Consider the following 19,192-nt stretch of genomic DNA (forward strand, 5'->3'; position numbering starts at 1 on the left):
CTCAGAGCGCGCCGCACACCGAACCCCGCTCCGGCCCCCGCACCGCACCGGGTGCGGCGGCACGACCCCCGCGCCGCCGCACCCGCCGCACCCGCCGCGCTCACCGCTCACGCTGGCGCTGGCGCTGACGCTGGCGCTGACGCTGACGCTGGCGCTGACGCTCAGGCCAGGGCGAACTTCTGGGCGCCGGAGCCGTTGCAGTCCCAGATCTGCAGCCGGGTGCCGTTCGCGGTGGCGCCCGACGGGGAGTCGACGCACCGTCCGCTGGTCGGGTTCGACAGCGAACCGTCGCCGTTGGCCACCCAGTTCTGGTAGCCGCCGCCGTTGCAGGTGGCGAGTTGGAGCTTCGTCCCGGCCGCGCTGTTGCCGCCCGCGATGTCCAGGCACTTGCCGAGGGTCTGGAGGGTCTGGCCGCTCCAGGTCCACTTCTGGTCCTTGGCGCCCGACTGGCAGTCCCAGAGCTGCACCGCCGTGCCGTCGCCGCCGTTGTCGTCACCGGCCACGTCCACGCACTTGCCGCCGGGGCCGTAGATCGGCGCGCCGATGGCGAACTTCTGCGCGCCGGAGCCGTTGCAGTCCCAGATCTGGAGCCGGGTGCCGTTGGCGGTGGCGCCCGACGGGGAGTCGACGCACCGGCCGCTGGCGGGGTTGCGCAGCGAACCGTCGCCGTTGGCGACCCAGTTCTGGTAGCCGCCGTTGTTGCAGGTGGCGAGTTGGAGCTTCGTCCCGGCGGCGCTGTTGCCCCCGGCGATGTCCAGGCACTTGCCGAGGGTCTGCAGGGTCTGGCCGCTCCAGGTCCAGTGCTGGTCCTTGGCCCCGGACTGGCAGTCCCAGAGCTGCACCGCCGTGCCGTCGCCGCCGTTGTCGTCGCCCGCCACGTCCACGCACTTGCCGCCGGGGCCGGTGATGGCCTGGCCGGAGACCGTGCCACCGCCGCCCCCGGAGCCCGGGCCCTTGTTGTAGACGGCGACCGAGTCGATGATCAGCTTGCCGCCCGAGACGGTGGCCGCGTTCGGGCCGCCGCCGAAGGCGTCCGGGAAGCCGCCGCCGATCGCCAGGTCGTAGATGATGAAGAACGGGTGGTCGACGGCGTTGGCCCAGGTCGTGGCGTCCACCTGGTTGGCGTTGACGGTGTAGAAGTTGCCGCCGTCCAGGTAGAACCGGATCTGCTCGGGCGACACCGAGCGGTCGATCTCCACCGCGTAGTCGTGGAAGCCGGTCTGGCAGCCCGGACAGGCGCGCTCGCCGGAGCCGATGCCGGTGGACTCGTTGCACGGGCCGCCCGGGTTCACCCCGCAGTGGATCGTGCTGAAGACGGAGCTGCGGCCGTTGATGTCCTCCATGATGTCGATCTCGCCGGACTTCGGCCAGGTCACCCCGTCGCGCAGCGGCGCGCCGAGCATCCAGAACGCCGGCCAGTACCCGGCGCCGTTGGAGGTGTTGACGTTGGGCTGCTGGAGGACGGACTCCATCCGCACCACCCCGCCCGCCGGGGCGCCGAAGGACGCCGACTGGGTCTCCACCCGGCCGGAGGTCCAACCGGCGCGCGGGTCGGAGCCGGAGTGCAGCGCCTGGAGCACCAGGTGGCCCTGGCCGTCGTAGTAGACGTTGGAGGTGCTGCTGGTCATGGTCTCGATCTCGCCGGTGCCGAAGTTGCTGCCCGGCCCGGTGTCGTACTTCCACAGGCTCTGGTCGATGCCCGTCCCGGACGCGCCGTTGAAGTCATCGCTCCAGGTGAGCGAGAAACCGGACGGCGGCGCGGGGGCCGCGACCGCGGTGTCCGTCGTCGCGGTGACGGTGGCGGCCACCGTGAGCGCGACGACGGGCAGCAATGAGAGCGCTCTCTTCCACGCGCGGCGCATCGGCCGTGCACTCAGGGATGTCATGTATGCAGCATGGCGATCAGTCCCGCGCTCGACAAGAAGTTGGACGCGTTCGACTTCGAACTCCGCTACAACGTTTACCTTCTGAAGGCTCCGCGGGAGCTTCCGCGGAGCCCCGCACCCGACGCGGCCGGGCCGGCGTTCACTCCTCGACGGCCCCCGCGAACATGGCGAGCATCCCGGCGACCGGGTCGGGGCCGAACATCAGCTCCAGGCTGGCGGCGGACTCGGCGGCGGAGGCTTCGGCGCGGGCGAACATGGCCTGCTCGTAGGCGTCCAGGGCGGCCTCCGGGTCGCCGGGGCGGGCGGCCAGGGCGAGGCCGAGCTCGGCGCCGTCCTGCATGGCGAGGTTGGCGCCCTCGCCCGCGAACGGGGACATCAGGTGCGCGGCGTCGCCGAGCAGGGTGACGCCGGGGCGGCGCTCCCAGCGGTGGCCGACCGGCAGCGCGTGGATCCGGCGCAGCGTCAACTCCCCGTCGGCGTCGGCGAGCAGGGCGCGCAGCCGCTCGCTCCAGCCGTCGAAGGCGGCGAGCGCGGCCTCGCGGAGCGCGGCCGGCCCGGCGGCGGGCGGCCAGTTCTCGTCGGCGCGGACGGCGGCGTAGACGTGGATGCTGCCGTCGGACTCCAGGTGGCCGAGGAAGCCGCGCCCGCCGCCGAGGGCCATGAACATCCCGCCGCCGACCAGGGCGGCGGCGCCGGGGTGGCGGCGGGCGGCGTCGTGCAGGTCGGCCTCGACGAAGGAGACGCCGGTGTAGGCGGGCCGGGCGTCGGAGAGCAGCGGGCGGACCTTCGACCAGGCGCCGTCCGCGCCGACCAGCAGGTCGGTGGTGATCGCGCCGCCGTCGGCGAACTCGACCCGGTGGCGGCCGTCGCCGAGCGCCCGGACGTCCACCGCCTTGCGGCCCCAGTGCACGGCGTCGGCAGGCAGCGCGGAGAGCAGCAGGTCGCGCAGGTCGCCGCGGTCGACCTCGGGGCGGCCGCCGGTGCCGTCGTCCTCCTCGGCGAGGTGGACGGTGGCGTCGGGGCCGAGCAGGCGCAGGGCCTGGCCGCCGGGGTGGACGATCCGCCGGAAGTCCTCGTGCAGCCCGGCGGCCTCGAGCGCGGGCTGGCCGGAGTCGTGGTGGATGTCGAGCATGCCGCCCTGGGTGCGGGCGGCGGCGTCGGGTTCGAGGTCGAAGACGGCGGCGGGGATGCCGTGCGCGTGCAGGACCCGGGCCAGGGTGAGGCCGCCGAGGCCGCCGCCCAGGACGGCGAGGGGGTGGTGGGCGGTGCGGCCGGTGGCGTGGTGGGCGGTGGTGGTCACGGCGGGCTCCTCGGGTTCGTCCGGTGGCTGCCCTTCGAGCGTAACGAACACGTTCGTGACGAACAAGTTCGGCACGCAGGGTTCACACGCCCGACACGGCGGCGCGTCACTCTGCGTAACAGCCCTCGGGTACCGTTCCCACCGCCGCCCCGGCCACTGCACGCACCGGAAGGACCCCGCTCGGTGACCACCGCCCCCGACATCACCGCTTTCCTGCACGCCCAGGGACTCGACCCGCACGGCCTGGACGACCCCGACACCCTGCTGTGGACCACCCGCGACGCCAACGGGCCGATCGCCAGCGCCGCCCTGGAACTCGCCCGGCCGGCCGCCCTGTTGCGCAGCGTCGCCGTCCGCCCGGACCGGCGCGGCCACGGGGCCGGACGCCGCCTGGTCGAGGACGTCCTCGCCGAGGCCACCGCCGGCGGCATCCGCCGGGTCTACCTGTTCTCCACCGACGCGGGCTCCTTCTGGCAGCACATGGGCTTCCGCGAGGTGCCCGTCCCGGAGGCCGCCGCCGCCCTCGCCGGCGCCCCGCAGGTCCGCCGGTACCTCGCGGACGGCTCGCTGGCCACCGAGGTCGCCTGGCGCCGCGACCTGGACGCCCCCTGACGTCCCCTGACGCCCCCTGACGACCCGTCGGCACCGCCCGCACCGCGGCCCGGCCGCCCCTTGACCGGACATCGGCCGTGCACGATACGTTGACGGGCATGACCGAAGCCCCGGCGCTGCCCTGGCCGCCCGCCCCGATCCGGACCGCCCGCCTGCTGCTGCGCGAGCCGCTGCCCGGCGACCGGCCCGCGATCGTCGAGCTGTTCACCTCCCCCGAGGTCGGCACCCACATCGGCGGCGCCCGCCCGCGCGAGGAGTTCGAACGCACCCTGCCCGACGTCCCCCGGGGCCGCCCCGGCCTGCTGGTGGTCGACCTGGACGGCGCGATGATCGGCCTGGTCACACTCGACCCGCGCGGCCCCGAACGCCCGGGCCACCTGCGCCCCGAGGGCGGCGAACGCGAACTCGGCTACCTCTTCCTCCCGCACGCCTGGGGCCACGGCTACGCCACCGAAGCCGCCACCGCCGCCCTCGACTGGCTGGCCACCGCCCTCCCCGGCGAACCCGTCGTCCTCTCCGCCCGGACCGCCAACACCCCCTCCCTCCGCGTCGCCCGACGCCTCGGCTTCACCGAGGTCGAACGCTTCCACGAGTACGGCGCCGAACAGTGGTTCGGCGTCCGCCACCCGCGCTGACCCTCCCCCGGCAGCCGTGCGCGGCAACGGAGTTGACGCGATCAGCCCAGGGCGAACCAGGGGGCGGGGTGGTCGGTGAGGGCCTTCTCCAGGAGGAGGGTGTCGTTGGGGGCCAGCGGGGGGAGGGCGTCAAGGGGGAACCAGGCGACGGCGAGGGACTCGTCGTCGTTGACGGTGGCCTCGCCGGACAGCGGGCGGCAGCGGAAGGCGAGGTCCAGGTACTGGACGCGGTCGCCGTTGGCGCAGGCGAAGGCGGGCAGGGTGAGGACGCTGGTGATCCGCTCGGGGCGGACGGTGACACCGGTCTCCTCCCGCACCTCGCGGACCACGGTGTCGGCGGGCTGCTCGCCCGGTTCGACGATGCCGTGCAGCAGGGCCCAACGGCCGGTGTCGGAGCGGCGGTTGAGCAGGATGCGGCCGTCCTCGACCACCACCGCGGTGATGCCGGAGAGCCAGAGCGGGCCGTGGCCGACGTGTTCGCGCAGGTCCAGGATGAAGTGCGGGGTGGGCATACCGGGCACTGTAGTGCGCGCCCGCCCGGGGAGCGCGGAACGCCGCCGCGCCCCGGAGGGCGGTGCGCGACGGCGTCCGGGCGGTCCGACGGAGCGTCAGGCCAGCGTGGCGAGCGCGTCGTTGAGGGTCTTCGACGGGCGCATCACGGCGGCGGCCTTGGCCGGGTCGGGCTGGTAGTAGCCGCCGAGCTCGACGGGCTGGCCCTGGACGGCGATCAGCTCGTCGACGATGGCCTGCTCCTGCTCGGCCAGGGTCGCGGCGAGCGGGGCGAACGCGGCGGCCAGCGCGGCGTCCTCGGTCTGGGCGGCCAGCTCCTGGGCCCAGTACAGGGCCAGGTAGAAGTGGCTGCCGCGGTTGTCGATGCCGCCGAGGCGGCGCGAGGGCGACTTGTCCTCGTTGAGGAAGGTGCCGGTGGCGCGGTCCAGGGTGTCGGCGAGGACCTTGGCGCCGGCGTTGCCGGTGGTGCCGGCCAGGTGCTCGAAGGAGGCGGCCAGCGCGAAGAACTCGCCGAGCGAGTCCCAGCGCAGGTAGTTCTCCTTGACCAGCTGCTGGACGTGCTTCGGGGCGGAGCCGCCGGCGCCGGTCTCGAACAGGCCGCCGCCCGCCATCAGCGGGACGACCGACAGCATCTTGGCGCTGGTGCCCAGCTCCAGGATCGGGAACAGGTCGGTGAGGTAGTCGCGCAGCACGTTGCCGGTGACCGAGATGGTGTTCTCGCCGCGGCGGATGCGCTCCAGCGAGAGCTTGGTGGCCTCGACCGGGGAGAGCACCCGGATGTCCAGGCCCTCGGTGTCGTGCTCGGGCAGGTACGTCTTGACCTTCTCGATCAGCACGGCGTCGTGGGCGCGCTCGGCGTCCAGCCAGAACACGGCAGGGTCGCCGGTGGCGCGGGCGCGGGTGACGGCCAGCTTGACCCAGTCCTGGATCGGCAGGTCCTTGGTCTGGCAGGCGCGGAAGACGTCGCCGGGCTGGACGGCCTGCTCCAGGACGGTCTCGCCGTTCGCGTCGACCAGGCGGACGGTGCCGGCGGCGCCGATCTCGAAGGTCTTGTCGTGGCTGCCGTACTCCTCGGCGGCCTGGGCCATCAGGCCGACGTTCGGGACGGAGCCGATGGTGGCCGGGTCGAGGGCGCCGTGGGCGCGGCAGTCCTCGATGACGGCCTGGTAGACGCCCGCGTAGGAGCTGTCGGGCAGGACGGCCAGGGTGTCGGCCTCCTTGCCGTCCGGGCCCCACATGTGGCCGGAGGTGCGGATCATGGCCGGCATCGAGGCGTCCACGATGACGTCGCTGGGGACGTGCAGGTTGGTGATGCCCTTGTCGGAGTCGACCATGGCCAGGGCCGGGCCGTCGGCGATCTCGGCGTCGAAGGAGGCCTTGATCTCGGCGCCGTTGGGGAGCTTGTCCAGACCGGCCAGGATGCCGCCGAGGCCGTTGTTCGGGTTGAGGCCCGCGGCGGCCAGGTCGGTGCCGAACGCGGCGAAGGTCTTCGGGAAGAAGGCGCGCACCACGTGGCCGAACAGGATCGGGTCGGAGACCTTCATCATGGTGGCCTTGAGGTGCACCGAGAACAGCACGCCCTCGGCCTTGGCCCGGGCGACCTGCGCGGCCAGGAACTCGTTGAGCGCGGCGGCCCGCATCACGGAGGCGTCGACCACCTCGCCGGCCAGCACCGGGACCTTCTCGCGCAGCACGGTGACGGTGCCGTCCTCGGCGACCAGCTCGATGCGCAGCGCGCCGTCGGCGGCGATCACGGTGGACTTCTCGGTGGAGCGGAAGTCGTCGACGCCCATGGTGGCGACGTTGGTCTTGGAGTCGGCCGACCAGGCGCCCATCCGGTGCGGGTGGGTCTTGGCGTAGTTCTTGACCGACAGCGGGGCGCGGCGGTCGGAGTTGCCCTCGCGCAGCACCGGGTTGACGGCGGAGCCCTTGACCTTGTCGTAGCGGGCGCGGATGTCGCGCTCCTCGTCGGTCTTCGGCTCGTCCGGGTAGTCGGGCAGCGCGTAGCCCTGGGCCTGGAGCTCGGCGACGGCGGCCTTGAGCTGCGGGATGGAGGCCGAGATGTTCGGCAGCTTGATGATGTTGGCGCCGGGGGTCTTGGCCAGCTCGCCCAGCTCGGTGAGGGCGTCCGCGATGCGCTGGTCCTCCTGGAGGTACTCCGGGAAGACGGCGATGATCCGACCGGCCAGCGAGATGTCGCGGGTCTCCACGCTCACACCGGCGGTGGCGGCGTACGCCTGGACGACCGGCAGGAACGAGTACGTGGCGAGGGCGGGGGCCTCGTCCGTGTGGGTGTAGATGATGGTCGAGTCAGTCACCGTAGCTCCAGCTTCCACGTCTGAACGTCTTGACGTCAAGATATCTCGTCCCGGGGGGATCTCCGCAACCAACCCCCCGACCGGCGGTCACTCCGACTCGGTCCGGGCGGCGCCCGGGTCGGCGGCGTCGGCACGGGAGGTCCAGGCCGCGGTCGCCTCGGTCGCGGTCGCCTCGGCGCGGGCGGTGAGGTTGCGGGCCGTCCCGCCGAAGACGACCGCGTGGAACGGGGCGCGCCGGCCCGCGCCCGCGGGCTCAGCTCCCGGGGGCGTCGGCCGTCCGGATGCTCCGCCCGGTGACGGTGGTCGGGGTCAGCCGCACCCAGCGGCCGTGTCCGGCGGGCCGGGGCAGTTCGGCGAGCAGGGCCGGTTCGGTGACGTACTCGAGCGGGCCGACCATCAGCACGCTCCAGCCCTCGCGCAGGTCACCGTCGGCGCGGTCCACCTCGAACGCGGCGTCGCCGCCCGCCCCGGGGGCCAGCGGGCCGTGCTCGGCGGTGCGGTAGAGGACGGTGCGGCCGTGCACCAGGTAGCCGACGGGGCGCACCACGGGGCCGTCCGGGCCGGTGCGGGCGATCCGGCCCAGGCCGTTGGCGCCCAGGCGCCGCCAGCACTCGGCGCCGTCGAGCTCGCCCAGGACGGGCGGTCCGACCAGCACGGGGCCGGCCGGACGGCTCACCCGTTCGGCGGGGCGGCCGGCCACCAGCTCCTCGTACTCCAGGCCGAGGACGGCGGCCAGCCGGAGCAGCGCGAGCGGGTCGAAGTCGGGCCCGAGTTCCAGGACGCGGTGCAGGTACGCCGTCGACATGCCGGCCCGTGCGGCTGCCTGCGCCTCGGTGAGTCCGAGGTCGGCGAGGCGGTCGGCGAAGCGGCGGGCGAGCGCGGTCGGAGCCGCGTGGTCGGTGGTCACTCCGGTCACCTCCCGTGGATCGTCGGTCCGGGCCGGTGCGCGGGACGGGTTGCTCCCGGCGCCTGGTACTGCGTACTGCGTCCGGCCGGTACCCCCATGGTCCGCGACCCGGGCCCGGCCCGGCAGGGGCCTTGGACCTGTCTTCGCCGCCGGAGCGCCGGGGCGCGGGTGCGGGGGCGGGCCCGGGACCAACGGCCCCGGGCGGCCGGGCCCGCCGGCCCTGGCGGGCCCGGCCGGGCCGGAGCAGAGTGGGCCACGACCCCGGTGCCGGGCGATGGGGGCCCACGGGGATTCGTACAGGGAAGGCACTGCCATGACTCGTCCCGTTCTCGCCGCAGTCGATGCGTCCGTCCGCAGCCGCGCCGCCGCGCACTGGGCCGCCCAGGAGGCCGGCCGCCGGGGTGCGCCGCTGCGGCTGCTGCACGCCTGGCCGTACCTGGGCCGCACGTCCGACGGCCGGGTCGGGACCGGGGACCTGGAGGGCGGCGGGCGGGCGATGCTGGACGACGTCGCCCGGGAGCTGACCGCCGCGTACCCGGGCCTGGAGGTCTCCGGCGAGCTGGTGCCGGACGCCGCGGTCGACGGGCTGACCGCCGCCGCCGAGCAGGGGGAGCTGCTGGTGATCGGCACCCGCGGGCTGGGCGGCTTCCGCGGGCTGCTGGTCGGCTCGGTCAGCCTGGGCGTGGCGGGCCGCTCGGCGGCGCCGGTGGTGCTGGTCCGCGAGGGCGGGCCGGAGCCCGAGCGGCACGAGCCGGAGGTCACCGTCGGCCTGGACGCGCTCGAACCGAACGACGCCGTCCTGGAGTTCGCCTTCGAGGCGGCCCGGCTGCGCGGCGCCCGGGTACGGGTGGTGCACGGCTGGGAGCTGCCGCCGGCCTACGGGTACGCCGGGTGGATCCCGGTCGAGACCGAGCAGCAGGAGCTGGGCGCGCTGGCGGTCGGCATGGTCGCCGAGGCGGTCGCCCCGTGGCGGGAGAAGTACCCGCGCACGCTGGTGCTGGAGGACGTCCGCACCGGTGGCGGCGCGGCGGCCCTGGTCGAGGCGTCCGAGCAGTCGGACCTGGTGGTGGTCGGCCGCCGCCGGCGCACCCTGGGCCTGGGCAGCAAGCTCGGCTCGGTGGCCCACGCGGTGATCCACCACGCGCAGGCCCCGGTCGCGGTGATACCGCACGACTGACCCCCGCACCCACCGGCCCCGGCCGCTGAGCCCCCAGCGTCTCCGCATCCCCGCGGCTCAGCGGCTCAGCGGTCGAAGCGGAAGGCCAGCAGCGTCGCGTCGTCCTCCGACAGCGGGCCGGACATGTCGCGCACCACGGCGTCCACCAGTTCCTGGAGGTCCGGTCCGGTCGCGCAGTCCTCGGTGGCGTGCCGGTGGACGGCCGCGCAGAGCGCGGCGAGGCGGGCGTCGATGTCCTGGTCGCGGCGCTCGATCAGGCCGTCGGTGTACAGCAGGACGGTGTCACCGGGGCGGACGTAGGTCTCCACCGCCCGGTAGGAGACGTCGGGCAGCACGCCCAGCGGCGGGCCGGTCTCGGGGGTCATCGGGGCGGCCCGGCCGTCGCGCAGCAGGACCGGCGGGGGGTGACCGGCGCAGATCCAGCGCAGCAGGCGCCGGTGGGGGTAGTAGCGGGAGACGATCGCGGTGGCGGTGGCCTCGTCGCCCTCGTCGCAGGCGATCCGGTTGAGCCAGCCGCCCAGGGACTCGACCAGCGCGCCGGTGAACGCCAGTCCGGCCAGCGCGTGCCGCAGCATCGACATCAGGGCGACCGCGTCCAGGCCGTGCCCGCGCGCGTCGCCGACCGCCAACAGCACCTGGCCGTCCGGGAGTTGACGGACCTTGAACCAGTCGCCGCCGACCCCGCCCTCGGCCGGGCGGTAGGCCACCGCGGTGCTGACGCCGGTCCCGACCAGGGCCGCGGAGCGCGGTTGCAGCGCCTCCTGGAGGCGCTGCACCACGTAGTGCTCGGTGTCGGCGCGGCGGGCCTGGCGCTCGGTCTCCTCCTGCTGCTCGCGCAGCCGCCGCCGGCTCTCCCACAGTTCGGTGACGTCCTGGAGCACCACCCGCAGGCCCTCGATCGGCCCGCCGTCCTCGCGCACCGCCTCGGCCACCAGCCGGACCCGGCGCGGCCGGCCGGGCCCGTACAGCTCGGTCAGCACGTCGATGTCCTCGCCGGTGGCCAGCAGCCGGTCGAGCTCGCGGTACAGGGCGGGACGGGCGGTCTCGGTGACCCGGCGCAGCGCCCGGCCCGGGGGGAGGGCGGCGGTGTCGGGGGGCAGGCCGAGCAGGACGGCCAGGCCGGGCGAGACGTCCAGCCGGTCCTCGTGCAGGTCCCACTCGGCCCAGCCGACCCGGGCGATCCGCTGCGCGGCGCGGGCGATCTCCTCGGTCCGGTCGTCGGGCCACACCAGCAGCAGCCGCCGGCCCAGCCGGTGCGCGGTGACGTGCTCGCGGCGGGTGCGGGTGCCGCCGTCGGACACCGGGTAGCGCCGCCGCACCGGCACCGAACGGGCCGCGTGCCCCGTGCGCAGCACCTCGCCGACGGTGTCCGCGAACGCCGCGCTCCACAGCCCCGGGTACGCCTCGCGCAGCGAGACGCCGCGCCCCTCCTCGGCGGCCTGCCGGTGCGCCTGGCCGGGGTGGTGCGGGTGCCGGAGCACGGCCTCGTTGACGATCACCGCGGCGAGGTCGCGGACGTCGCCCGCCGCGTCGAGCACCGGCTCGGCCAGCACCGCGGCCTGCGGGAGGGCGTCCAGCAGGTGGTGCAGGTCGCGGTCCGGCGGGCGGGCCAGGTCCGGGTCGAGCGCGGCGTCCGGGACGACCGGCGGCGGCCCGGACGGCTCGGCGGGCGCGGCCCGGCTCTGCTCCTCGCGCAGCCGCTCGACGGTGCGGCGCAGGGCCTCGCCCCAATCGGCCCGCTGCGGTCGCCCGTACACGGCAGCCCCTCTCCGGTCGGCGTTCTCCGCCACTTTTCCGGCGGCCCGGCCGGGCGGCGACCTCGGCGGACCGGACGGGTGAGCCGCGGGGCGGGCCGGGCCGCCGGGGGCCGGCGCCCCCGTCTCCGGGGGTCTCCGGCGGGCTGGGGCGGCCGGGGCGGCGTCACCCCGGGCGCGGACGCGGGCGCAGCGAGGGCGGTCGGCGGTGCGCGGCGTTCGACGACTCCGCCGCGGACGGAGCCCGCCCCGTTCTCCCTATGCCTCCCCGCTCCCCCCGTTCCCCCCGGCGCAGGCGCGGGCCTCGGCCAGGTAGCGGGCCACCGGGCCCAGGGTCAGCAGGCCGCTGGCGGCTCCGGCGTGTTCGGCGGAGGCGGCGTGCAGGGCCCGGGCGGCCCGGGCCGCGGGGGCGGGCTGTCCGAGCAGGGCGGCGGCGCGGGCGGTCAGGCACCACAGGGCTTCCTGGAGGTGGTCGGACGGGGGGTCGGGCAGGGCGGCGAGCGCGGCGGCGGCCTCCGTCCGGCGGCCCTGGGCGTGCAGCAGCAGCGGGCGCGCCCAGGGCAGGTACGGGCCCCAGTCCAGGCGCGGGTCGGTGGGGGCGGGCCGGTCGTGCAGCAGGCGCAGGCCGAGCAGGGCGAGCGGGAGCAGGCCGCGCCGCAGGCCGGGCATCCCGGCGGTGCGCAGGGTCGCTTCGGCGTCCCGGTAGCGGGCGGCGGCCTCGGCGGCGGTCGGCCCGCCGGGGCGGGTGCTGCGGTCGGCCACGGCCCGGGCCCGGAACCAGCCGGTGAGGACGCCGACCAGGGGCGCCTCGGTGCTGGCGGCGAGCCGTTCGGCGGCCCGGGCGTGCGCGGCGGCGGCGTCCAGGTCGCCGAGCGCGGAGGCGGACTGGAGGCGGACGAGTCGGCCGAGGACGGCGAAGTGCGGCAGGTCGTGCCGGGTGGCCAGGTCGAGGATCTCGGCGCCGGTGCGGTCCCGGTCGGGGGCCAGGCCGGGGCGGCCGAAGGACTGCAGGAAGACCCCGTTGAGGGCGAACGCCAGCAGCGCGGGGTCGCCCAGGCCGCGGGCCAGCGACTCGGCCCGCCGGGCGGCCCGCCCGGCGCGGCGCAGCCGGTCGGGCGTCAGGTCGGCGCTGCGGCTCTCGACCGCGACGGTGGCCAGCAGCCGGGCGGCCAGCGCGTCGGGGGCGGCCGGGCCGAGCGCGGCGAGGGTCCGTTCGGCGGCCTCGACCACGGCGCGGGACTGTTCGGCGTCGTCGGCGCGGCTCCACAGCGCGGGGACGTCGTAGGCGCCGATGACCCGGGCGGTCAGCTCGGCGTCGCCGGTGCGTTCGGCCGCGTGGATCGCGGCGAGGCGGTCGCGGCGGGCGTGCAGCAGGGCGTCGCCGCCCGCGAGCGAGAGGGTGCGGGCGAGGTCGACGGTGGTGCGCGGGCCGAGCCGGCCGCCGGGCACGCTCCAGGCGGCGGGCGGCTGCCCGTACGGGGCGGCGCCGGTGAGGATGTCCGCCTCCAGGCGCTGGAGTTCCGCGCCCGGGTCCAGGCCGAGCCGCTCGCCGAGCAGGGTGCGGGCGCGGCGCAGGGCGGCCAGCGCGTCGGCCTGCCGGCCGGCCCGCTGCAGGGCGCGGGCGAGCAGGGCCCAGGCCGGTTCGCGCCAGGGGTGCTCGTCGACGTGGGCGCCCAGTTCGGCGGCGAGGGCGGCGAGTTGGGCGGTCGGGGTGGGGACTGGGGCGAGGTCGGGGGCGGGGTCGGGGGTGCTGCTCGCCCGGGTGTCGTCCGTGGCGGTCGGGGCCGCGTCGAGGAGCAGGCGGGCGCGCAGTTCGATCGCGTCCAGCCGCAGTTCCTCCAGTCTGGTCCGCTCGCGCCGGGCCCACGGCCGGTCGGGCAGGTCGGCGTAGGCGGGGCCGCGCCAGTCGGCGAGCGCGGCGGTGAGTTCGGGCACGGTGGCGGGGTCGTGCCGGGCGCGGGCGAGGACGTCCTGGAAGCGGTGGGCGTCGACGTCCGCCCGGGGCAGGCGCAGGGCGTAGCCGGGGCCCTCGGTGACCAGCAGGCGCGGCGGGGTGCGGGGCGGCCGGTCGGGTTCGAGGGCCCGGCGCAGGGCGGCGACGAAGGTCCGCAGGGCGCCGACGGCGCGGGGCGGCGGGTCGTCCCACAGCGCGTCGACCAGGGTGTCGGTGGGGACCATCCGCCCCTCGGCGGCCACCAGCCGGGCCAGCACTTCGCGGTGGCGGGGGCCGCCCAGTCCCACCGGGGTCCCGTCCGCGCGCCGGGCCCGGACGGAACCGAGCACGTCGATTCGCATGGCCCCATCCTGCCCCGGAGCGGCGCGCGGACGGCGGGGGCGGCGGGGGCTGCGGCGTGGCCGGGCGGTCGCCGGGCGGTCGCCGATCCGGATGCTGATCGGTTGCTGATCGGCGTCGCCGAGGCTGGTGCGGTCGGTTCCCGATCCGGGGAACCCGGTCCGAGGAAGAGGTCCCTGTCATGACGTCCTTGACATCCGGTGGCACGTCCGGCACGCCCGGTCCCGCAGCAGGCCCCGCAGGTTTCGAGAGCTTCGAGGACTTCGAGGGCTTCGAGGACGTCCGGCTGCCGGGCGCGGACGGGGTGGAGCTGGCCGCGTGGGTGGGCGGCAGCGGCAGCCCGGTGGTGCTGCTGCACGGTTTCCCGCAGACCCGCCTGATGTGGCGGCACGTCGCCGGGCGGCTCGCCGCCGAGCACACGGTGGTCTGCCCCGACCTGCGGGGCTACGGCGCCAGCGGGAAGCCCGCGGCCACCGGCCCCGAGGTGTACGCGAAGCGCACGATGGCCGCCGACGTGGTGGCGCTGGCGGCGGCGCTCGGCCACCGGCGGTTCGCGCTGGTGGGGCACGACCGGGGCGCGCTGGTCGCCTTCCGCGCCGGGCTGGACCACCCCGGGACGGTCACCCACCTGGGCATCCTCGACGTGGTGCCGACCCTCGACATGTGGGACGTCCTGCACGGCACCTCGGCGGCGGTCGGCTACCACCTGTACCTGATGGCCCAGCCGCCCGGCCTGCCGGAGACGATGATCGCCAACAGCGCGGACGCGTTCTTCGGCTCCTTCCTCGACACCTGGGCGAACGACCCGGCCGCCCTGCCCCCGCGGGTCCGCGCCGAGTACCTCCGCGCGAGCGCCGCCGCGGTCCCCTCGATCGTCGCGGACTACCGCGCCTCCGCGGGCATCGACGTGCTGCACGACCGAGCCGACCTGGACGCCGGGTCGCAGCTGGCCGTGCCCGTCACCGTCGTCCAGCAGGACTGGGGCGCGCAGTTGGGCTACGACGCCGCCGGAGTCTGGCGCGCCTGGGCCCCCGACCTGGACCACCGCCTGACCCGCGCGGGCCACTTCATGGCCGAGGAGTCCCCCGACGAGATCACGGCGGCCGTCCGGGAGCTGCTGGCCCGCTGACCGTCGGCGGTGGCCTTCGGGACCGGATGTTCCGACGGTGCGTCAGGGAGGTTTCGGGCGGGGGCAGGTGGGGAGCGGGGCCCGGCTCGGGCGGGGCGGGGAGAAGGTCGTGTCGGAGCTCTTGACGGTCCACCGACCAGGACCCTACGGTGCGGACACCGATGGCCCCGGGCGGGTGGCCATGGGCTCCCCCACCCCGTGCCAGGAAGGGCGACCGCGTTGCCCGTTCACCCGCTCCCCCAGCCGATCGGCGCCACCCGCCAGCCGGGTCGCGCCGTCCCGTTCCCGATCTCCGGGCCGGACGGGGCGCCGAGCGCGTCCCCCGGCCCGACGCTGGCCCAGGTCGCGGCCCGCGCGGGCGTGTCGAGCGCCACCGCGTCCCGGGTGCTGAACCGGTCCGCGCCGGTGTCCGCCGAGGTCGCCGCCCGCGTCGAGCGCGCGGCCCGCGAGTTGAGCTACGTCCGCCGGCGGGCGCCCGCCGCGACGGCCCGGGACACCGGGGCGATCGCCGTGGTGGCGTTCGCGGACGTGCTGCGCTTCCACGCCGACCCGTTCCCGGTGCGGCTGCTGGCGGGCGCGCAGCGCGTCGTCCCGGACCGGGAGCTGGTGGTGCTGACGGCGGGCCCCGGGCCGGCCCGGCCGTCGCTGGTGCGCTACCTGTGCGGCGGGCACGTGGACGGCGTGCTGCTGGTCGGGCGGTGGGGCGACCCCGCGCTGCCCGGGCTGGTGCAGGCCGCGGGCGTGCCGGTGGTGTCGCTGGGCCGGCCGCCGCAGTCGCAGCGCCTGGCGCACGTGGACGCCGACAACCTGAGCGGTGCCCGCGCCGCCGTCCACCTGCTGCACCGGGCCGGGCGGCGGCGGATCGCCACCATCGCCGGGCCGCCGGACACCGCCGCGGGCGCCGACCGGCTGGCCGGCTACCGGCGGGCGCTGGCCGACCGGGGCGACCCGGCCCGCTGCGCGGTGGCCTACGGCGACTTCGGGTCGCGCTCCGGCGAGCACGCGATGCTCCGGCTGCTCGACCAGTACCCGGACGTGGACGCGGTGTTCGCCGCCTCGGACGCGATGGCGGTGGGCGCGCTGCGGGCGCTGCGCCGGCTCGGGCGGCGGGTGCCGGACGACGTCGCGGTGATCGGCTTCGACGACTCCCCGGCCGCCGCGACCTCCCGGCCCGGCCTGACCACCGTCCGCCAGCCGGTGGAGGACCTGGGCGCCCGCGCGGTGGAGCTGCTCCAGGACGCGGCGCCGGGCCGCTCCGTGGTGCTGCCGACCCACCTGGTGGTGCGCCAGTCCTGCTGACCGGGGCCCCGCCCGCCGCCCGGTGGAGGCCGTCCGGGCGGCGGGGACGCGTACGGGCCGGCGGCGGGCCGTCGAACGGCTGTCGAACGCGGCCCGCCGCAGGTGCGCGACGCTCCGTCAGGGCCGGTTCCCGGGGCGCCGGTCGGCCCTGGAGCCGATGTAACTTCCACCGCGGGCGCGGCACCGACCTGCGGTTTCACCCCCGTGCGGAACCCGGCCGCTGTCGGCCGGGCGGACCGGGCGGCTTTTCTGGTCCTCCGCACCCGTGACCGAGGAGAGCCCCCATGACCCCTGTCCCCCCGGAGCGCCGGGCCGCCTCGCGGCCCTCGGTGCGCGGACGCCGGCCGGTGCTGGCGGTGGTGGCCGCCGTCGCCGCCTTCGCCGCCTGCGTGGCGACCACGGTGCTGCCCCGGCCGACCGCCAGTGCCGCCGAGCCGACGGGTGCGGCGGCCGTCGGGAGCCAGCCGTACAGCTGGAACAACGTGCAGATCGGCGGTGGCGGGTTCATCCCGGGCATCGTGTTCAACCAGGGGCAGCAGGGCCTGGTGTACGCCCGCACCGACATCGGCGGCGCGTACCGGCAGGACCCGGCGACCAAGCAGTGGATCCCGCTGCTGGACTCGCTGGGCTGGGACGACTGGGGCCTGACCGGGGTGGCCAGCCTGGCCACCGACGCCAGGGACCCGAAGCGGGTGTACGTCGCGGCGGGCACCTACACCAACAGCTGGGACCCGGCGAACGGCGCGATCCTGCGCTCCTCCGACCAGGGGAGGACCTGGCAGCGCACCACCCTCCCGTTCAAGATCGGCGGCAACATGCCGGGCCGCGGCATGGGCGAGCGCCTCACCATCGACCCGAACAACGACGCGGTGCTCTGGTTCGGCGCGCCGAGCGGCAAGGGGCTGTGGCGCAGCACCGACTACGGCGTGACCTGGTCGCGGGTCAGCGCCTTCCCGGTGACCGGCACGTACGCGCCGGACCCGACCGACACCTCCGGCTACCAGAACGACCCGCTGGGCATCCTGTGGGAGGTGTTCGACCAGGGCAGCGGCACCGTCAACGGCGTCACCAGGACGGTGTTCGTCGGCGTCGCGGACCAGCAGAACAGCGTCTACCGCTCGGACGACGGCGGGGCGACCTGGACCAGGATCGGCGGCCAGCCGACCGGCTTCGTCCCGCACAAGGCGGTGCTGGACGCGTCCGGCGGCAACCTGTTCGTCTCGTACTCGGACACCGGCGGCCCGTACGACGGCGCGCACGGCGACGTGTGGAAGTACGCGACGGACACCGGCGCCTGGACGAACGTCAGCCCGGTGCCGTCCTCGAACAGCAGCGACAACTACTTCGGCTACTCGGGCCTGACCGTCGACCGCCGGCACCCGAACGTGCTGATGGTGACGGGCTACAGCTCGTGGTGGCCGGACACCCAGATCTGGCGCTCGACCGACTCGGGCGCGACCTGGAAGCCGTTCTGGTCGTACGACGGCTACCCGAACCGGGTCGACCGGTACACCATGGACGTCTCCGCGGTGCCGTGGCTGACCTTCCACGCGAACGCCTCCGCGCCGGAGGAGGCGCCGAAGCTCGGCTGGATGACCGAGGCCCTGGAGATCGACCCGTTCGACTCCGACCGGATGCTGTACGGCACCGGCGCGACGCTGTACGGCTCCTCCAACCTGACCGACTTCGACAAGGGCGCCAAGCTCACCATCACCCCGGTGGTCAAGGGCCTCGAGGAGACCGCCGCCAACGAGCTGATCTCGCCGCCGACCGGCGCGCCGCTGCTCAGCTCGCTGAGCGACCTCGGCGGCTTCCGGCACGACGACCCGACGAAGGTCCCGTCGCAGACCTTCGCCCAGCCGGACCTGACCTCCGGCACCTCGATGGACTTCGCCGAGGCCGCGCCGGCCACCATGGTGCGGGTCGGCGAGACCGCGTCCGGTTCGACCGAGAAGCACATCGGCTACTCGACGGACGGCGGCTCCCACTGGTTCGCCGCCTCCGCCGAACCGGCCGGCGTGACCGGCGGCGGGCAGGTCGCCCTCGCGGCGGACGGCTCGGCCACCGTGTGGAGCCCGAAGGGCACCGGCGTGTACCGCTCCGCCGGGACGGGCAACTCCTGGACGGCCGCCACCGGCATCCCGGCGGGCGCGAGCGTGCAGGCCGACCGGGTCGACCCGAAGACCTTCTACGGCTGGTCCGGCGGCACCTTCTACGTCTCCACCGACGCGGGCGCCACCTTCACCGCCAAGGCGAGCGGCCTGCCCGCCGAGTCGGTGCGCTTCAAGGCCGTCCCGGGCACCAGGGGCGACGTCTGGCTGGCCGGCGGCACCGCCACCACCAGCTACGGCCTGTGGCACTCCACCGACGGCGGCGCGACCTTCGCCAAGCAGCCGGGCGTCGACCAGGCCGACAACATCGGCTTCGGCAAGGCCGCCCCCGGCCGGACCCACCCGGCGATGTACACCTCCGCGAAGATCGGCGGCGTGCGCGGCCTGTTCCGCTCGGACGACGCGGGCGCGAGCTGGGTCCGGATCAACGACGACGCCCACCAGTGGGGTTGGACCGGCGGCGCGATCACCGGCGACCCGCGGATCTACGGCCGGGTCTACGTCGGCACCAACGGCCGGGGCGTCCTGTACGGCGACACGGCGGGCGGCGTTTCGCCCTCCCCGTCCGCCTCGACCTCCGCCTCCCCGTCCCCCTCCACCTCCTCGTCCCCGTCGCCGTCCCCCTCCGCCTCCTCGTCCCCGTCGCCGTCCCCCTCCGCCTCCCCGTCCCCGTCGCCGTCCTCCTCGCCGAGCAGCGGCACCTCCTCCTGCGAGGTCACCTACGCGGTGAGCAGCCAGTGGGGCGGCGGCTTCGGCGCCAACGTGACGGTCGCGAACAGGGGCACCGCGCCGGTCAACGGCTGGACGGTGGCGTGGACCTTCCCGAGCGGCCAGAGCGTCACCTCGCTGTGGAACGGCAGTGTCGCGCAGAGCGGCGCGAAGGTGACCGTCACCGACGCGGGCTACAACAGGACGATCGCCCCGGGGAGTTCGGTCTCCTTCGGCTTCAACGGCAGCTGGAGCACCGCGAACACCGCCCCCACCGCGTTCACCCTGAACGGCGCCGCGTGCGCCGTGAAGACCGGCTGACGCACCGGCAGACCGACCACCCCGCGCCCGGAGCCCGGGGCGTCCTCCTCACGGAGGAGGCGCCCCGGGCTCCGTCGTGCCCGGGCCCACCCCTCGCACCGGCAGTCCCACTGACGGATTCCGGACGCACCGTTCACAGGAAGCGCGCGATCCGGTCACGTCACGCTCGCCCCGTTTAATAATCGATCGGGCATGCGAGTATTCAGGAATGGCGGGCACCGCTTCGGGCCCG

13 protein-coding genes are annotated in these 19,192 nt (G+C 75.8%); 6 read left to right on the top strand and 7 right to left on the bottom strand.

The features are described 5' to 3' along the window. Positions 1-161: 161 nt before the first annotated feature. Both ACIP60_RS19185 and ACIP60_RS19190 read right to left on the bottom strand, forming a co-directional pair. Complete coding sequence (locus ACIP60_RS19185) at positions 162-1,832, bottom strand: ricin-type beta-trefoil lectin domain protein (RefSeq protein WP_400685858.1); 1,671 nt, start codon at positions 1,830-1,832, stop codon at positions 162-164. A gap of 193 nt (positions 1,833-2,025) precedes the next feature. Next, the gene (locus ACIP60_RS19190) at positions 2,026-3,186 is read right to left on the bottom strand and encodes an FAD-dependent oxidoreductase (RefSeq protein ID WP_400685860.1); all 1,161 of its coding nucleotides are present in this window, start codon (positions 3,184-3,186) and stop codon (positions 2,026-2,028) included. Between the two features lie 183 nt (positions 3,187-3,369). On the opposite strand from ACIP60_RS19190, the gene ACIP60_RS19195 reads away from it, so the two are divergent. Continuing rightward, entirely contained in the window at positions 3,370-3,798 is a 429-nt protein-coding gene (locus ACIP60_RS19195; protein ID WP_400685864.1) for a GNAT family N-acetyltransferase, read from the top strand. A 98-nt stretch (positions 3,799-3,896) separates the two neighbouring features. Further along, complete coding sequence (locus ACIP60_RS19200) at positions 3,897-4,433, top strand: GNAT family N-acetyltransferase (RefSeq protein WP_400685867.1); 537 nt, start codon at positions 3,897-3,899, stop codon at positions 4,431-4,433. 41 nt (positions 4,434-4,474) lie between these two features. On the opposite strand, the gene ACIP60_RS19205 is transcribed toward ACIP60_RS19200, so the two are convergent. The 3 genes from ACIP60_RS19205 to ACIP60_RS19215 all read right to left on the bottom strand — a co-directional run bounded on the left by ACIP60_RS19205 (position 4,475) and on the right by ACIP60_RS19215 (position 8,168). Beyond that, positions 4,475-4,945: an NUDIX hydrolase gene (locus ACIP60_RS19205; RefSeq protein ID WP_400685870.1), complete on the bottom strand. Its 471-nt coding sequence runs from the start codon at positions 4,943-4,945 to the stop codon at positions 4,475-4,477. A gap of 96 nt (positions 4,946-5,041) precedes the next feature. Then, complete coding sequence (locus tag ACIP60_RS19210) at positions 5,042-7,261, bottom strand: NADP-dependent isocitrate dehydrogenase (RefSeq protein WP_400685872.1); 2,220 nt, start codon at positions 7,259-7,261, stop codon at positions 5,042-5,044. Positions 7,262-7,514: 253 nt separating this feature from the next. Then, the gene (locus ACIP60_RS19215; RefSeq protein ID WP_400685874.1) at positions 7,515-8,168 is read right to left on the bottom strand and encodes a pyridoxamine 5'-phosphate oxidase family protein; all 654 of its coding nucleotides are present in this window, start codon (positions 8,166-8,168) and stop codon (positions 7,515-7,517) included. Positions 8,169-8,481: 313 nt separating this feature from the next. Between ACIP60_RS19215 and ACIP60_RS19220 the strand changes: the two genes are divergently transcribed. Next, positions 8,482-9,345 (top strand): universal stress protein, encoded by an 864-nt coding sequence (locus tag ACIP60_RS19220; RefSeq protein ID WP_400685876.1) that lies wholly within the window; start codon positions 8,482-8,484, stop codon positions 9,343-9,345. Between the two features lie 65 nt (positions 9,346-9,410). Here the strand turns inward: ACIP60_RS19220 and ACIP60_RS19225 are convergent, their stop codons facing one another. Both ACIP60_RS19225 and ACIP60_RS19230 read right to left on the bottom strand, forming a co-directional pair. Then, complete coding sequence (locus ACIP60_RS19225) at positions 9,411-11,102, bottom strand: PP2C family protein-serine/threonine phosphatase (RefSeq protein ID WP_400685878.1); 1,692 nt, start codon at positions 11,100-11,102, stop codon at positions 9,411-9,413. Positions 11,103-11,357: 255 nt separating this feature from the next. Beyond that, positions 11,358-13,394: a BTAD domain-containing putative transcriptional regulator gene (locus tag ACIP60_RS19230; protein ID WP_400685880.1), complete on the bottom strand. Its 2,037-nt coding sequence runs from the start codon at positions 13,392-13,394 to the stop codon at positions 11,358-11,360. A 179-nt stretch (positions 13,395-13,573) separates the two neighbouring features. Here ACIP60_RS19230 and ACIP60_RS19235 point away from each other — a divergent pair, with 179 nt between their 5' ends. The 3 genes from ACIP60_RS19235 (at position 13,574) to ACIP60_RS19245 (ending at position 18,960) form a co-directional block, all read left to right on the top strand. Continuing rightward, positions 13,574-14,521, top strand: coding sequence for an alpha/beta fold hydrolase (locus tag ACIP60_RS19235; RefSeq protein WP_400685882.1), 948 nt, complete (start codon positions 13,574-13,576; stop codon positions 14,519-14,521). A 219-nt stretch (positions 14,522-14,740) separates the two neighbouring features. Next, positions 14,741-15,820 (top strand): LacI family DNA-binding transcriptional regulator, encoded by a 1,080-nt coding sequence (locus ACIP60_RS19240; protein WP_400685884.1) that lies wholly within the window; start codon positions 14,741-14,743, stop codon positions 15,818-15,820. A gap of 284 nt (positions 15,821-16,104) precedes the next feature. Continuing rightward, positions 16,105-18,960 carry a cellulose binding domain-containing protein gene (locus ACIP60_RS19245; protein WP_400685886.1) on the top strand — a complete coding sequence of 952 codons (2,856 nt, stop codon included), beginning with the start codon at positions 16,105-16,107 and terminating at the stop codon, positions 18,958-18,960. Positions 18,961-19,192 lie beyond the last annotated feature (232 nt).

It is taken from the genome of Kitasatospora sp. NPDC088783 (genome assembly GCF_044750705.1).
Taxonomy (GTDB): domain Bacteria; phylum Actinomycetota; class Actinomycetes; order Streptomycetales; family Streptomycetaceae; genus Kitasatospora; species Kitasatospora fiedleri.

Coding starts and splice junctions, on each gene's coding strand:
- ACIP60_RS19200 (WP_400685867.1), top strand. CDS start 3,897: ATGACCGAAGCCCCGGCGCTGCCCTGGCCGCCCGCCCCGATCCGGACC.
- ACIP60_RS19205 (WP_400685870.1), bottom strand. CDS start 4,945: ATGCCCACCCCGCACTTCATCCTGGACCTGCGCGAACACGTCGGCCAC.
- ACIP60_RS19220 (WP_400685876.1), top strand. CDS start 8,482: ATGACTCGTCCCGTTCTCGCCGCAGTCGATGCGTCCGTCCGCAGCCGC.
- ACIP60_RS19230 (WP_400685880.1), bottom strand. CDS start 13,394: ATGCGAATCGACGTGCTCGGTTCCGTCCGGGCCCGGCGCGCGGACGGG.
- ACIP60_RS19235 (WP_400685882.1), top strand. CDS start 13,574: ATGACGTCCTTGACATCCGGTGGCACGTCCGGCACGCCCGGTCCCGCA.
- ACIP60_RS19245 (WP_400685886.1), top strand. CDS start 16,105: ATGACCCCTGTCCCCCCGGAGCGCCGGGCCGCCTCGCGGCCCTCGGTG.